This window comes from Agrobacterium sp. CCNWLW32 (genome assembly GCF_037083425.1).
Classification (GTDB): domain Bacteria; phylum Pseudomonadota; class Alphaproteobacteria; order Rhizobiales; family Rhizobiaceae; genus Agrobacterium; species Agrobacterium radiobacter.
On record NZ_JBAOJM010000001.1, the window covers coordinates 309,813 to 324,055 of the forward strand.

Below are 14,243 nucleotides of genomic sequence, written 5' to 3' on the forward strand. Positions count from 1 at the left end.
CCCCGGCTTTACTGTATTACCCGCTGCGGCGAAAATTCGCCCTGAAGCATGCGCTGGCGCAGCGATTCCAGCATTGCTTCAGCGCCGGCCTCGCCATGGATACGGATGGTTTCGCGCATGGCCAGAGCGATGGCGGCATCGGCGATGATCTCCGGCTCGATGCCGTCGGCCATGCCGTCAGCCCATGCCTCGTTCTGGTGTTCCAGAGCGACCTGCATCTTTTCATGCACGATCATATCGTCGATTTCGTTACGGCTTGTCTGCATTTTTCATCCTCGACAGGGCGGGCAAGTCCTTACCACCCTGTTAACAACACTAGCAGCCTTTTATCAAAACGGCACGGGCTGCGGCGAAAAGAGGTTAACAATCCTCTAATTTCCGAACCTGGACGCGATTTCCTGCGCGAGTGTTGCCCCTTCGTTACGGTAGTTCTCTTCTGCCATGATGGCGGCGCGTGTGCAACTGGTGTGGATGGCCGCAAAGGAGCGGTATCCACGGTTGAATGCAGCCGTCATGCGCTGACGTCGTTCAGGTTCGTTGGCCGTGTCCGCAGCCAGAAGATCGCTCATCGACCTGCGCCAGTCCTCCGGTCCGGAAGAGGGGCACAGGGTTCTCAGATATTGCACCGCGCCCAGTATTTCCGACAGCCGTGCCAGCTTGTCGTCATAAGGAGCGGGCTTGGGCGGTATCGCTTCCGCCGGACGTGCCTCGGAAGCCGGTTTTGAAGGCTGCGCAAAAGCGATGCCTTCTTGCCCTGATATGGCAAGCATGGTCAGAAAAAGAGACAGGAAGATGGTTGGCCGTATCAAAATTCTATTCTGCCCCACACATACTCGTGAACTGTTGGCTCGTGACCATCCGGCGGGCGGATCAGTCCTAGATAATAGCGATTCTGGCTGACTGGCAATCATGCAAGCAGGCGCTCGGCGCATTCGACCACACTTTCGGGCGCAGGCAGAAGGCGGATTTCCGCCAATGTGTACCACCCGGCATCCGCCGCATCGTCGCCCACAGTCACGACGGGATCGGCATCCGTCTCCACGGTGAAGACGGAGAGGAAATAATGGCTCGTCAGCACGCCTTCAGCGTCGCGGGAGGGAAGATCATAGGTCGCGAAAAGCTGCGGCCTTCGCGCCACGATACCGGTTTCCTCGTGCAATTCGCGCAGCGCCGTCTCGGCTGCCGTTTCGCCGTCTTCGCCGCGCCCGCCCGGAAAGGCGAACATGTCCTTCGAGGGCGGGTTGATACGGCGCACGAGAAGCAGCCGGTCTCCGTTCCTGACGATGGCGGAGGAGGCAGCGCGGGGCTTGATACGAAGGGTCATGAATGGTTTCGCTTGTTTCGGCCGTCTGCGGCCTGTCTATAGTGTCGTGGTCCGGAAAATCGATTCCGGTTTCCGAAGTGAGCGTTATAGTCCGGAACTGTCGCGATTGTGCATGCTAAAGACGGTGGAATGAAGGTCTATCTTATCTATGTCCTGGCGGCTCTTGCCGAAATCGCCGGCTGTTTTTCCTTCTGGGCCTGGCTGAAACTCGGCAAGACCGGGTGGATATTGCTGCCGGGCATGCTGGCGCTTGCCGCTTTCGCCTGGCTTCTGACACTGGTTCCGACAGAGGCGGCGGGCAGGGCTTACGCCGCCTATGGCGGGATTTACATCGCTGCGTCGCTTTTCTGGCTCTGGGGCGTGGAAGGGCATGCGCCGGACAAATGGGATATTGCCGGCGGCGCTGTCTGCCTTGCCGGCACCGCCATCATCCTGTTCGGACCAAGGGGTTGAGGAAAAAGCATGTGTGGACGTTTCGTGCTGAAGGCGACACCCGAGGAGATCGCCGACTATCTCGATCTGATCGGCCTTGAGGATTTTCCCGCCCGTTTCAACATCGCACCGACGCAGCCCATATTGATCGTGATGGAGGGGGAGCGGCAGGAGCGCGGCAGCAACCTGCCCAATCGCCGCGCCGTGCTGGTCCGCTGGGGTTTCATGCCGGGCTGGGTAAAGGACCCGAAGGATTTTCCGCTGCTCATCAACGCCCGTTCGGAAACCGCCATCGGCAAGGCCTCCTTCCGCGCCGCCATGCGCCATCGCCGCGTGCTGGTGCCCGCAACCGGCTTTTACGAATGGCGACGCCCGCCGAAGGAGGAGGGCGGCAAACCGCAACCCTATTTCATTCGCCCGAAAAGTGGCGGCATAGTCGCTTTCGCCGGCCTCATGGAAACCTGGTCTTCCGCCGACGGTTCGGAGGTCGATACCGGTGCGATCCTCACCACCGCCGCCAATGCCGCGATCGGCCGTATTCACGACCGCATGCCTGTTGTCATTGCGCCCGAGGATTTCAGCCGCTGGCTGGATTGCAAGACCCAGGAACCGCGCGAGATCGTCGACCTGATGCGGCCGGTTCAGGATGATTTCTTCGAGATGATCCCGGTATCGGACAAGGTCAACAAGGTCGCCAATGTCGGTGCCGATCTCATCGAGCCGGTGCCGGAAAGCGCGCCGCTGGCGAAGATCAAACCGGCGAAGGATGACGGGCAGATGTCGCTGTTTTGAGATGCTTTCCGAGGAAGTTGAGGTCAGCCGTCGTTACGCGGCACGCGCTCGGTCCCACACAAGACTATCTTGTTCAGAAAAGCTCAGCTGTTCCGGCCGATCTTCTGCAGGCCTTCCTGGATCATGATGTCGGAATAGACGCGGTTGCGGCCATTTGCCTTGGCGAGATAGAGCAGCTGGTCCGCCGCATTCAGCTGGTTGTCGAAGGGTTCGCCCTTTTCGATCTCCACGACGCCGAGCGAAATCGTCAGGGCGAGGCTGCTGCCGCTCAGCTGCCGACCGTTCTTTTCCACCTGTCCACGCAGCTCTTCGCAGAACTGATAGGCGGCTCGCGCATCCAGCCCACGTAGGAACACGGCAAACTCCTCGCCGCCGAGGCGGGCGGGAATATGGCGTTGTTCATCGCACATGTCATGCAGCAGTTCGGCCAGCTTTTTCAACGCCCTGTCGCCGGCATCGTGCCCCAGCGTGTCATTGATCTTCTTGAAATGGTCGATGTCGAGAATGGCGACGGCGCCGCTCTCGTCATTGCCGTTGATGACATCCATCAGCGCCCGCGTGCGCTCGAAGAAGGAGCGGCGATTGGGCAGACCGGTGAGGTGGTCTCGTTCGGCCAGCTCGCGCAGGCGTTTAAGCTGCTTCAGCGTCTCGATATTGTTATCGATGCGGCACTGCAATTCTTCCGGCACGAAAGGGCGGTAGACGAAATCCGAGGCGCCCGCCTTCAGGAAGCTTGCCGAAAGCAACCGGTCGGTGGAGGACGATATGCCGATCACCCGCAAATCTTCGGATGAGCGGCTGTCGCGGATGCGGCGCGTCAGCTCATAACCGTCCATGTCGGGCATATGGTAGTCGGTGATGACAAGCTGGATCGTCGGGTCCTGCGACAGTATTTCCAGCGCCTGCTTGCCCGAATGGGCCTCGCTGACCCTGAAATTCTGCCGTTCCAGAATTTCCACGAGACCGGAGCGGGCTGTGCGAACATCATCGACCACCAGGACGGAAAAAAGCTTGTTGCTCAAAATCCGCTGGACCGTTCTGACCACCGCATCGACGGTGCGATGGCCGTCCTTGACAATGTAGTCGATGATCTTCTTTTCGGCGTAGCGCTTGCGCGCCTCGTCATCCACCGTGGCGGTGAAAACGATCGCCGGCACCTTACGCTCGGATAAAAGTGCGAGAATCTCGCCTTTCGGCGCATCGGGCAGATTGAGACCCGTCAGCGCCAGCGTGAAACTATGGGCCTGCATGAGGGCATCGGCCGCGGCCATGCTGTCGCAATGAACAACCTCGGCTTCCGTTTCTTCCGAAAGCCGCGTCTTCAGCAGCATGGAAAGAGCAACGGAATCTTCAATCAGAAGGATTTTATCCTGCATGGCCGTCCCAAGCCCCCCTGGCCTGTCTTCACAATCTTCCCCCAACGCCGAATATTCGTCATCCGCATTTCTGCGAATTCGAAAATTGGCTTATTCATTGTTGTGGAAAAAAATGCGGAATAGAAAAGTTCTTTTGTATTCACTAATCTATACGTCGCTGTTCGTATAGCCTTCTTGTGGAAGGCGAGATTTTTACTACATTTTCGTTTCAGCTTCGTTACAGAAGGTTGCCAATTTTGCAAATGATTGACGATCCGCGGTTTCGCGGAACGCCATATACAAAAACGGCGCCCGGAAAAGGCGCCGCATGCTTGTTGATCTTCCGTCCGCAACTCTCCGTTTTCCGGGTAGTCCGCAAAAACCGGGAAAATCAAAAAAGCGAATATTTTCAGGCGGTTTTGGCAGCGGGCTTACGCTTCAGCATCAGGGCTGCGGCCGCAACGGCCTTCAGTCCGAGCGGGCGGTAGTGGCTGTTGAGGTCGGGCTTCGCCTGCGGCTGTGCCTTCGTCTCGTTCGTCATTTCTCTCTCTCCACAATTCACGCCAATCGCCGTTGCGATGCGTGTGAGCCACTTCTTTCGCGGCTAATCTTGACGGATTCGAGGCAAAAAAAACGAAGCCGGCTTTTCAGGCTGCGACATTTTGCGTCACACCCTGCACCGGCTTGTAGCGAGAAAAAATAAACCTGCGGTTTTAAATGCCGCGATCGAGGCCGTTGCCGCCGTTCGCGTCGTCATGCGCGTCTTCCTCGATTGTCAGCGTGCCGTAGCGGCGGTGCCAGAGGCGGGCGCTGATGGGGATGAAGACGAGATAGGCGGCAACGGTCAGAACCAGAACCTCCCAGGTGAAGCTCATCAACATCGCCACATAGAGCACGACGACGAGGATCATCGGCAGCACCAGATCGCGGCGGATGCGGCTGGTGCCCGATTTTCCCGACCAGACCGGCAGGCGGCTGATGAGGAGATAACCGATCAGGACCGTATAGGCGGCGGCGACATAGGCAAAGGGCTTGTCCGGCTCGACGCCGAGGAAGCCGAGATAGACAGGCAGAAGCACCAGCATGGCGCCCATCGGGGCCGGCACGCCCACGAAAAATTCATTCTGCCAAGGCGCCTTTACCGGCCGCTCGATCATGACGTTGAAACGCGCCAGACGCAGGCCGGCGGCGATGACATAGATGAGGGCGGCGATCCAGCCGATGGAACGCGCCTGATCGAGAAGGTAGGCGTAGACCACGAGGGCAGGGGCGACACCAAAATTGACGATATCGGCCAGCGAATCCATCTGTTCGCCGAATTTCGACGTCGCTTTCATCATGCGGGCAATGCGCCCGTCTATGCCGTCGAGAAAGGCGGCCAGCAGTACCATGCCGACGGCCAGCTCGAAGCGGCCTTCAATGGCGAGACGCACGCCGCTCAGGCCCGCACAGATGGCCAGAACGGTGATGAGGTTGGGAACGACGAGGCGGAAGGGAATTTCCCTCAGCCGGGGTCCACGGCCGCTGTCGCTGCGGCCCTCGGGTTTGCCGTTCTGTTGCGGCTCGGCGATCGGCGTTTCCATGCGCATGCCCTTCCTGTTTCCGTCAGCCGCGGCGGCTGACGACCGGACCCTTGGCCGAGCCGAATTCGGCAAGCACGGTTTCACCGGCAATCGCCGTCTGGCCGACCGATACACGCGGCTCGAAACCTGCGGGAAGGAAGATATCGAGTCGCGAACCGAAACGGATAAGACCGAAACGCTCACCGGCATCAACAGGTTCATTCGGCTTCACCCAGCAGACGATGCGGCGTGCAACCATGCCGGCGATCTGCACCACGCCGACCTTGCCGTGCGAAGTCTCGATGACGAGGCCGTTGCGTTCATTGTCTTCGGAAGCCTTGTCGACTTCCGCATTGAGGAAGAGGCCGGGACGGTAGGCGACATTGACGATGCGGCCGCGTACCGGCGCGCGATTCACATGGCAGTTGAACACGTTCATGAACACCGAGATGCGCACCAGCGGCTCCTTGCCGAGTTCCAGCTCCAGCGGCGGAACGACGCTCTGCACGGCGGAAACCTTGCCGTCGGCCGGGCTGATGATGAGGTCGTCATCCTGCGGCGTGACGCGCTCGGGGTCGCGGAAGAAATAGGCGCACCAGGCCGTCAGGACGAGGCCGACCCAGAACAGCGGTTCGGCGATCCAGCCGAGCACCAGCGATGCGACGAAGAAGGCCGCCACGAAGACATAACCTTCCTTGTGGATCGGTACGATGGTGTTGCGAATGGTGTCGAACAGATTCATGAGATTCCTTGCTCCGGTTTTCGTCTGCCGCGTCTATATGTGGTCGTGATACGACACGCTCCACACGGCAATGCGACAAATTTTGCCTAGCTGGTTACAGCCAAACGCCCCGCGCGGCAATGGCGGGGTTCGTCCGTCGGCCCAGTTACCCCGGGGTATAGCCATCAATGGGCGGGTTCGCCGCGGTCGATGACACCCAGATCGTCGGTTTCGCGAACATGGCGCAGCATTTCCTCCGCCCGGATCGCCTCGCGCTGGCGGCTCCACATCGAGGCATAGAGACCGTTCTGCGTCATCAGCGAGCTGTGGGTGCCGCGTTCGGCAATCAGCCCTTCCTTCAGCACGATGATCTCATCCGCGCCGATGACGGTGGAAAGCCGGTGGGCGATAACTAGCGTCGTGCGGTTCTTCGAGACGATATCGAGCGCGCTCTGGATTTCCTGTTCGGTGTGGGTGTCGAGCGCCGAGGTCGCCTCGTCGAGAATGAGGATCGGCGGGGCTTTAAGGATCGTGCGGGCAATCGCCACGCGCTGCTTTTCACCACCGGAAAGCTTCAGGCCCCGTTCACCCACCATGGTCGCGTAGCCCTCCGGCAGCTTGCCGATGAAGGCGCTGATCTGTGCCGCATCCGCCGCCGCCCTCAGTTCCTCGTCGGTTGCCGAGGGGCGACCGTAGCGGATGTTATAGGCAAGCGTGTCGTTGAAGAGCACGGTATCCTGCGGCACCATGCCGATCACCGAGCGCAGGCTCTTCTGCGTCACGTCGCGAATGTCCTGCCCGTCAACGGTGACGGAGCCTTCCTGAATATCGTAGAAGCGATAGAGCAGCCGCGAGATCGTCGATTTTCCCGCACCTGAAGGCCCGACGATCGCCACCGTCTTGCCCGCCGGCACGTCGAAGGAAACGCCCTTCAGGATCGGTCTTTCGGGGTCATAGGCGAAGTGCACATCGCGGAAGGAGATGGCACCTGGGCCGGCCGCGAGCGGTTCTGCATCCTGCCTGTCGGTCACTTCGGCTTCCACCTCCAGAAGGTCGAACATCTGCTCGATGTCGGTCAGGCCCTGGCGGATTTCGCGATAAACGAAACCGATGAAGTTGAGCGGCACCGAAAGCTGCAGCAGAAGCGCGTTGACGAAGACGAAATCGCCGATGGTCTGTTCGCCGCGCTGCACGGCAAGCGCCGACATCACCATCATAACGGTCGAGCCGATGCCGAAGATCACGCCCTGACCGAAGTTCAGCCAGCCGAGCGACGTCCAGATCGAGATCGCCGACTTCTCGTAGCGCTCCATGGCGACGTCGAAACGCCGCGCCTCCATCTCCTCATTGCCGAAATATTTGACCGTCTCGAAATTCAGGAGCGAGTCGATCGCCTTGGTGTTGGCGTCGGTGTCGCTGTCATTCATGGCGCGGCGAATGCCGATACGCCAGTTGCTGGCCCGCACGGTGAACCAGATATAGGCCCAGACGGTGATGACCGTGACCAGCACATAGGAAAAACCGTAGGAAGCCCAGAAGATGATCGCCGTCAGCAGGAATTCGATGAAGGTCGGCGCTGTGTTGAGGATGGTGAAACGGACAATGGTTTCAATGCCCTTGGTGCCACGCTCGATAACCCGCGAAAGCCCGCCGGTCTTGCGCTCCAGATGGAAACGCAAAGAAAGCCGGTGCATGTGCACGAAGGTTCTGTAGGCGAGCTGGCGCACCGCATGCTGGCCGACGCTCGCAAAGAGGGAATCGCGCAGCTGGTTGAGCCCGACCTGGATCAGCCGCGTCAGATTGTAGGCGATAACAAGTGCGACGGCGCCGAGCAGGAAGGCCGGGACCAGTCCTGCCATATCGAGCTTGCCATTCAGCGCATCCGTTGCCCATTTGAAGAAATAGGGAACGGCGATCAGCACCAGCTTGGCGACGATGAGGAATACGGTCGCCCAGACCACCCGCATCTTCAGGTCCCACCGACCCTCCGGCCACATATAGGGCCAGAGATTGATCAGCGTCTGGGTCGGATTGCTGGAATCCGCCGAAATTGTTTTTTTGGTCGTGGCCATCATTCTCTCCGGTCACTGCCGGAAGCCGACAGCAGGACGGCGGCTCTGGTCAAGCCGCCGCGCGTGTCACAGATAGGGTCGTCACGGGTTCACCGCAACGCTTCAAATGCTCAGGAACCGCTCTTCAGCCGCTTGCGGTGAAGTTCCTCCGCATTCGGCAGGGCTTCCTTTGGCACGCCGAAAATCTGGCCGGGCTCGATCAGGTCGGGGTTTTTGATCTGGTCCTCGTTGGCGAGATAGATGGTCGTATAACGCACGCCCTGTCCGTACGCGCGGCGCGAAATCTGCCACAGCGTATCGCCGCGGCGAATGATGACGCTGTTCTGGCTTTCGGCCAGCGGCGCCTGCTCGAAGGTCTGCGGGCCAGCAGGGGCCTGCGGTGCCGGTGCGGGCGGCGCGGTGATGTGCAGTTCGGAGAGCCGGCTTGCCAGCGAAGCGATGCCCTTGCCGATTGCCGCCACGTCGTTCGGCCATGCCTCGACCGATGTCAGCAGCTGGCGCGCCTTGGCGGTGATATCGCCCGCAAAGGCGGTGAAGGCAGGCTCGGTCGCGGCCGCTGTACGGAATTCCGAAAGCGATTTCAGGCCGATGACGACGGCGGAGCGGCCGGCAATGGCCTGGTCGAGCGCCGGCGTCGCCTGATCCCTGTAGAGATTGGAGAGAATGCCGAAGGCCTTGGCGACATCGGCGCGCAGCTTTTCGAAAGCGGCGCGGTCGCTTGCCGTGCTCTGGTTTTCAGCCGGTGCCGCGGTCGTGGTCGCCGAAGATGAGGTGGATGGCGCCTGCATGGCGACGGTTGCCTGATCGGTCTGCGGCCGCTCGAAGGGAACGCGCACGCGCACTTTCGCGGTGCCGTCGGCATTCAGTTCCTCGACGGTGATGATATGGCTGCCGACGGCAAGATCGACATCGCCTTCGATGACAAAATGACCCGAGGCTTCCGTCGTGGTCTTGCCGATTTCCGTGTCGTCGACAAGCGCGCGCACCGTCGAACCCGCGGGCGCGGAACCCGCGACGAAAATCTTCGATCCTTCGAACTCGACGGCAGTGACCTGAACGCTCGACGTTAGCGGAGCCGCGGCGGACGGAGCTGTAGTACCGGCGAGCGGCGCGGCGGCGGTGTTGGCGCTGGTCTCAGATGTGGCCGCAGGCTGTTGCGATGGCGCGGCCTGCGGCTTAAGCGCCGGGGGTGCTGCCTCCGGCATGGCCAGCACGCGGCTCGCCTTGCCAGGCTTGGCAACCATGGCCAGAAGCTCGCCCGCCTTGCCATCAGGCACGGAAACGGTCGCCACTTCCTCGGACTGCGTCGCCTTGCCGTTGGCGTCGGTTGAACGCAGAACGAGCTCGTGATCGCCTGGGGGAAGGGGATTGTCGAAAACGGCGGCGAAATCGCCGGTGCCGTCAATGGTCGTCTGGGCGACCACCTTGCCGTTGCTGAGGATTTCGAGCTTTGCGCCGGGCTGCGCCTTGCCGGCGATTACGGCCGAACCATCGGGCTCGACGCGCAGAACGTCGAAAGTCGGCGCGCCGGAAGAAGACTGTGCCGTATCGGCTGGTGCTGCGGCCGGCTTTGCCGGTTCGGGCGCACCATCGTCGGTGCCGGCGAAGACGCCCGCCAGACGACGCACCTGTGCCGCCGCCGCCGCAGCATTGTCAGGCAGGCCGCGCAGGAACGCCGTGGTGCGTTCGGCCGCAGTGCGGGCCGTGGTGATGAGCCGCGACGTCGTTTCATCCAGCGACTCGGGAATTTCGATATTCGTCAGTTCCTTGAGCGAGGTCTCGACCTTCTTGCGCGCCGCCGCGAAATCGGCGTCGGAGGGAACCTTGCTATCGGCGAAAAGAGTGGTCAGATCCTTGATCGACTGGGTTGCGGAAGCCGCCAGGCGCCCCACCTTATCGGCGATGTTGGCCGTCTCCTCGGCCGCATCGGAGAGGATGTCGCCCGCCTTGTCACTGCCCATTTCAACGCTGTTCTTCACGGCGTTGCCGGCCTCGTTGATGGCGTCGCCGATCGGTTTGCCGTCATTGGAAATCCGCGGCAGGACGAAAAAGATCATGAGCAGGGACGCAATGCCCAGCACGATCAGCGCCAGCAAACCGGCTTTATTGTTTTTCATCCTGGAATCTCCGGGTATTTCAAGCTTTTCACACGAGTTGAGATTGCTAGCGTCTTACCTTGCGACAGACAAGCGGCGAGTGGCCAAAAGGCCATATTTGCAAGGGATTTCCCAAATTTTCTTGACGTGCCGCATCGCACATAGTTCCTTCCCTTCATGACGGACAAAAATACACCGATTCGATCCATCTGCGTTTATTGCGGCTCCCAGCCCGGACGTGATCCGGCCCATATGGAAGCAGGCCGCGCGCTTGGGAAATCCATTGCCGAAAACGGCATTCGCCTCGTTTATGGCGGCGGCACCAAGGGCATCATGGGCGCGGTTGCCAGTGGCGTTCTTTCCAATGGCGGCGAAGTAACCGGCATCATACCGGAATTTCTGGTCGATATGGAGGCAACGCGCCATTCTCTCGGACAATTGAACGAGCTTGTCATCACCAAGGACATGCATGAGCGCAAACATATGATGTTCGAGCGCTCCGATGCCTTCGTGACCCTGCCGGGCGGTGTCGGCACCCTGGAAGAGATCGTTGAGATCATGACCTGGGCGCAGCTTGGCCGTCACGCCAAGCCGATGGTCTTCGCCAATATAAACGGCTTCTGGAACCCGATGCTGGAACTGGTGCAGCACATGCGCGACCAGGGCTTCATCCACCGCGCCCACCTTCTCAACCCCCTTGTTATCGACGAGGTGAAGGATATCGTGCCCGCCATCATCGACCGGGCGCTGGCGCAGCAGAACCCGGAAGGCGATCCCTCGGTGATTTCCCGCCTCTAGACGCGGCGATTGTTAACGGCCGCTTGGCGGCTCGTTACAATTTTAAATGTATATTAATACAGATTTAACGGCGGCATCGGTCCGCCCGCTCTTTCCATGGCCCCGCGAATGATCTTGTGCCAGCCTCAATAGGGCGTTGGTTGTCGCGGAATTCGTTTTCGCCGCCATGAGGGTGGGTGTCATCAGGAAATGATTGCTTTTGTGGTGCGGCTCAAAAGCCGGGCGCATTTCATTATCAGGAGAAGTCCCGGAGAGGGCAGTGAGGCGATCCTCGGCTCCGCCGCCCGCCGCAGGGGCGATGCGCGCATGAGGCTCGGCATCCTGATTACCGCCTTTGTCGTCATCTATGGTGTCGTCGCCGCGCGTCTCGTCCAATATGGACTTGCCGAACCGGTGGCGACCGCATGGATCAACACCGGCGTCAATGCCGTCGCTTCCCGGCCGGATATTGTCGATCGCAATGGCATGCTTTTGGCGACGGATCTCAATATGGTCTCGCTTTATGCGGATCCGCGCAGGATCGTCGATCCGGACGAGGTGGTGGAAAAACTCGCAACCGTCATTCCCAACATCGACTGGCGTGAAACGCACCGCAGATTGCGTTCGGATACCGGCTTCCAGTGGCTGCGACGCCAGCTGACGCCCCGGCAGCAGGCGGATATTCTCAATCTCGGCATACCGGGCATTGGTTTCCGGCCGGAAAAGCGACGGTTTTATCCGGGTGGCCCCACCGCTTCGCATATTATCGGCCACGTCAATGTCGACAATCAGGGGCTTGCCGGCATGGAGCGTTACCTCGACCAGCAGGGGCTTGCCGATCTGCGCGCGGTCGGTCTTGCCAGCGGCGCGCCGCTGGAGCCGGTGCGGCTCTCCATCGATCTCAGGGTACAGAACATCGTCCGCGAAGTGGTCGTGAAGGCGAAAAGCGCCTATCAGGCCGAAGCCGCCGGTTCGGTGATCCTCGATGTGGAGACGGGCGAAGTGCTGGCCATGGCCTCCGTGCCGGATTACGATCCGAACGAACCTTCCCGCACCCTTGCCGATGGCAGCATCGACAGGGAGTATGAAAAGGGCTGGTTCAACCGCATGAGCAACGCCACCTTCGAGATGGGCTCCACCTTCAAGAGCTTCACGCTGGCCATGGGGCTGGATGCGGGGGCGATCACACTCAATTCGGTGGTCGATGCGTCGCGGCCGATCCGCATGGGCGGCTTCACCATCAAGGATTTCAAGGGCCGGAACCGGCCGCTCTCCATTCCGGAGGTGTTTCAATATTCATCGAATATCGGCACGGCGGCGGTGGCCGACAAGGTCGGCGTCGAAGGCCATCAGCAGTTCCTGACGAAACTCGGGCTTCTTACCAGAATGGACACGGAAATGCCCGGTGTGGCCACCCCCACCCAGCCGAGAAACTGGAAGAAGATCAATTCCGTCACCATCTCCTTCGGCCATGGCGTCGCCACCACGCCGTTGCAGACGGCGGTGGCCGCAGCAGCCCTCATCAATGGCGGAAGTCTGATTTCGCCGACCTTCCTGCCGCGTTCGAAAGAGGCTGCGGTATCGCTGGCGAGCACCGTCATCAAAGACAAGACCAGTGCGGATATGCGTTACCTGTTCAACTGGAACGGCATCAAGGGCTCCGGCCGTGGCGCGCAGGTGGAGGGATTTCACGTGGGCGGCAAGACCGGAACCGCCGACAAGGTGATCAATGGGCGTTACGCCAAGGATATCAATTTCAACGCCTTCGTGGCCGGTTTTCCCATGCACAAGCCGAAATATGTCGTGCTGACGATGATCGATGCTCCGAGGACCGGCGTGAATGGCGGGCGCACGGCGGCCTCGACAGCAGCCCCCATGACCCGCGAAATCATCGCCCAGACGGCAGGCCTTCTCGGCGTCAAGCCGCGTTTCGGTTATGACGCGACACCGCAATTGCTGGTGGACTATTAACTTCCACTTCGCTCATTCCTGTGACGAACACGGGGAATGAGGAAGGATAGAAATCCCGACGCCGTAGGCCCTATCGCTTGAGCCGCAGCAGGCTTGAGCCTGTATAGATCGCCAGCGCGACCCAGATCATCGCAAAGGCCGCCATCCGCACCATGTCGAAGGGTTCCTTGAAGACGAAGATGGCGATGAGGAAGATCATCGTCGGCGCGATATATTGCATGATGCCGATGGTCGACAGCCGCAGCAGTTTTGCGCCATTGCCATAGAGGATGAGCGGCACGGCGGTGATGACGCCGCTGGCTGCCAGAAGCCAGGTGTCGGCCGCATTGCCACCCATGAAATGCGCCTGTCCGCTGAACCCCAGCCAGGCCATGACCAGCACGGCAGGGATGGACAGCAGCATGACTTCAAGCAGGAAGCCCTGCGTTGCGCCGATGGGCAGCGTCTTGCGGAAGAAGGCGTAAAAACCCCAGGACACGGTGAGCGCAATGGAAACCCACGGCAGGCTGCCCGCATGCCAGGTGAGGATCGCGACTGCGAGCGCCACCAGAACGATGGCGGCGATCTGCGCCGGATAGAGTTTTTCCTTCAAAAGCACTGCTCCGAGGAAGATGCTGAACAGCGGATTGATGAAATAACCCAAAGCCGCATCGAGCGCGCGACCCGCACCGATCGCCCAGATATAGACACCCCAGTTGATGCTGATCAGAGCGGCCGTAAGGCTCGCCATGGCAAGCATTTTCGGGTTTTTCAGCGCCGCCCTGATTTCCGTCGTCCGCCCGATCGCTATGAGTACGGCAGCGGCGATCGGCACCGACCAGACGACGCGGTGAACGATGACCTCGATCGGCGAAATATGCGCAACCGCCTTCATGTAGAAGGGAAGGAACCCCCACAGCAGATATGCGGAAAGCGCGAAAGCAAAACCGCGCGCGCTATCGCCGCCCTCTTGGGCCGGGAGCGTTTTATCGAGTGCCATGGGAGTACCGCCAATTATTAGGGATGGCCCTTCATACCGGATCGGCGTGGTGCGAGCCAATTCATTTCCGTGAAGCGTCCATGAGAAAAACTGCATGAATAAAAGGCGGTTTGCCCTTGAAACGGGCTGCTGTCGCAATCTGCCGGATGATAGCCGCTGGAA

The 14,243-nt window shown here is 60.2% G+C and carries 14 protein-coding genes; 4 read left to right on the plus strand and 10 right to left on the minus strand.

Annotated elements, in window-relative coordinates; all coding sequences use genetic code 11:
- Positions 1-8: 8 nt before the first annotated feature.
- The 3 genes from V6R85_RS01735 to V6R85_RS01745 form a co-directional block, all read right to left on the minus strand.
- The gene (locus tag V6R85_RS01735) at positions 9-266 is read right to left on the minus strand and encodes a hypothetical protein (protein WP_003501987.1); all 258 of its coding nucleotides are present in this window, start codon (positions 264-266) and stop codon (positions 9-11) included.
- A 105-nt stretch (positions 267-371) separates the two neighbouring features.
- A complete protein-coding gene (locus tag V6R85_RS01740; protein WP_060724008.1) occupies positions 372-809 on the minus strand; it encodes a TIGR02301 family protein in 438 nt (145 codons plus the stop codon).
- A gap of 98 nt (positions 810-907) precedes the next feature.
- Positions 908-1,324: an NUDIX hydrolase gene (locus tag V6R85_RS01745; protein ID WP_060724009.1), complete on the minus strand. Its 417-nt coding sequence runs from the start codon at positions 1,322-1,324 to the stop codon at positions 908-910.
- Between the two features lie 129 nt (positions 1,325-1,453).
- Here V6R85_RS01745 and V6R85_RS01750 point away from each other — a divergent pair, with 129 nt between their 5' ends.
- Positions 1,454-1,777: a YnfA family protein gene (locus V6R85_RS01750; RefSeq protein WP_031234137.1), complete on the plus strand. Its 324-nt coding sequence runs from the start codon at positions 1,454-1,456 to the stop codon at positions 1,775-1,777.
- Between the two features lie 9 nt (positions 1,778-1,786).
- Positions 1,787-2,548, plus strand: a complete 762-nt coding sequence (locus tag V6R85_RS01755) for an SOS response-associated peptidase (RefSeq protein ID WP_065694921.1) — start codon at positions 1,787-1,789, stop codon at positions 2,546-2,548.
- A gap of 83 nt (positions 2,549-2,631) precedes the next feature.
- Here the strand turns inward: V6R85_RS01755 and V6R85_RS01760 are convergent, their stop codons facing one another.
- The 6 genes from V6R85_RS01760 to V6R85_RS01785 form a co-directional block, all read right to left on the minus strand.
- Complete coding sequence (locus tag V6R85_RS01760; RefSeq protein ID WP_003501996.1) at positions 2,632-3,924, minus strand: GGDEF domain-containing response regulator; 1,293 nt, start codon at positions 3,922-3,924, stop codon at positions 2,632-2,634.
- A gap of 388 nt (positions 3,925-4,312) precedes the next feature.
- Positions 4,313-4,444, minus strand: coding sequence for a hypothetical protein (locus V6R85_RS01765; RefSeq protein ID WP_003496883.1), 132 nt, complete (start codon positions 4,442-4,444; stop codon positions 4,313-4,315).
- 172 nt (positions 4,445-4,616) lie between these two features.
- Positions 4,617-5,486, minus strand: a complete 870-nt coding sequence (pssA, locus tag V6R85_RS01770) for a CDP-diacylglycerol--serine O-phosphatidyltransferase (RefSeq protein ID WP_020009523.1) — start codon at positions 5,484-5,486, stop codon at positions 4,617-4,619.
- A gap of 22 nt (positions 5,487-5,508) precedes the next feature.
- A complete protein-coding gene (locus V6R85_RS01775) occupies positions 5,509-6,207 on the minus strand; it encodes a phosphatidylserine decarboxylase (protein WP_111834268.1) in 699 nt (232 codons plus the stop codon).
- A 164-nt stretch (positions 6,208-6,371) separates the two neighbouring features.
- Positions 6,372-8,258 carry an ABCB family ABC transporter ATP-binding protein/permease gene (locus V6R85_RS01780; protein ID WP_111834269.1) on the minus strand — a complete coding sequence of 629 codons (1,887 nt, stop codon included), beginning with the start codon at positions 8,256-8,258 and terminating at the stop codon, positions 6,372-6,374.
- A 110-nt stretch (positions 8,259-8,368) separates the two neighbouring features.
- Complete coding sequence (locus tag V6R85_RS01785; RefSeq protein WP_099085518.1) at positions 8,369-10,375, minus strand: LysM peptidoglycan-binding domain-containing protein; 2,007 nt, start codon at positions 10,373-10,375, stop codon at positions 8,369-8,371.
- Positions 10,376-10,531: 156 nt separating this feature from the next.
- On the opposite strand from V6R85_RS01785, the gene V6R85_RS01790 reads away from it, so the two are divergent.
- Together V6R85_RS01790 and V6R85_RS01795 are read left to right on the plus strand one after the other, a co-directional pair.
- On the plus strand, positions 10,532-11,152 hold the full coding sequence (locus tag V6R85_RS01790; protein WP_003502006.1) for a TIGR00730 family Rossman fold protein: 621 nt from the start codon (positions 10,532-10,534) through the stop codon (positions 11,150-11,152).
- Positions 11,153-11,341: 189 nt separating this feature from the next.
- On the plus strand, positions 11,342-13,102 hold the full coding sequence (locus tag V6R85_RS01795) for a peptidoglycan D,D-transpeptidase FtsI family protein (protein WP_111834270.1): 1,761 nt from the start codon (positions 11,342-11,344) through the stop codon (positions 13,100-13,102).
- 70 nt (positions 13,103-13,172) lie between these two features.
- Here the strand turns inward: V6R85_RS01795 and rarD are convergent, their stop codons facing one another.
- Positions 13,173-14,081, minus strand: a complete 909-nt coding sequence (gene rarD / locus V6R85_RS01800) for an EamA family transporter RarD (RefSeq protein ID WP_003502010.1) — start codon at positions 14,079-14,081, stop codon at positions 13,173-13,175.
- Positions 14,082-14,243: the final 162 nt, after the last annotated feature.

Bases quoted from the DNA above. Each gene is read 5' to 3' on its own strand.
- V6R85_RS01745 (WP_060724009.1), bottom strand. From the start codon at position 1,324: ATGACCCTTCGTATCAAGCCCCGCGCTGCCTCCTCCGCCATCGTCAGG.
- V6R85_RS01795 (WP_111834270.1), top strand. From the start codon at position 11,342: ATGATTGCTTTTGTGGTGCGGCTCAAAAGCCGGGCGCATTTCATTATC.
- rarD (WP_003502010.1), bottom strand. From the start codon at position 14,081: ATGGCACTCGATAAAACGCTCCCGGCCCAAGAGGGCGGCGATAGCGCG.
- V6R85_RS01765 (WP_003496883.1), bottom strand. From the start codon at position 4,444: ATGACGAACGAGACGAAGGCACAGCCGCAGGCGAAGCCCGACCTCAAC.
- V6R85_RS01775 (WP_111834268.1), bottom strand. From the start codon at position 6,207: ATGAATCTGTTCGACACCATTCGCAACACCATCGTACCGATCCACAAG.
- V6R85_RS01760 (WP_003501996.1), bottom strand. From the start codon at position 3,924: ATGCAGGATAAAATCCTTCTGATTGAAGATTCCGTTGCTCTTTCCATG.
- V6R85_RS01755 (WP_065694921.1), top strand. From the start codon at position 1,787: ATGTGTGGACGTTTCGTGCTGAAGGCGACACCCGAGGAGATCGCCGAC.
- V6R85_RS01785 (WP_099085518.1), bottom strand. From the start codon at position 10,375: ATGAAAAACAATAAAGCCGGTTTGCTGGCGCTGATCGTGCTGGGCATT.
- V6R85_RS01780 (WP_111834269.1), bottom strand. From the start codon at position 8,258: ATGGCCACGACCAAAAAAACAATTTCGGCGGATTCCAGCAATCCGACC.
- pssA (WP_020009523.1), bottom strand. From the start codon at position 5,486: ATGGAAACGCCGATCGCCGAGCCGCAACAGAACGGCAAACCCGAGGGC.
- V6R85_RS01790 (WP_003502006.1), top strand. From the start codon at position 10,532: ATGACGGACAAAAATACACCGATTCGATCCATCTGCGTTTATTGCGGC.
- V6R85_RS01735 (WP_003501987.1), bottom strand. From the start codon at position 266: ATGCAGACAAGCCGTAACGAAATCGACGATATGATCGTGCATGAAAAG.
- V6R85_RS01750 (WP_031234137.1), top strand. From the start codon at position 1,454: ATGAAGGTCTATCTTATCTATGTCCTGGCGGCTCTTGCCGAAATCGCC.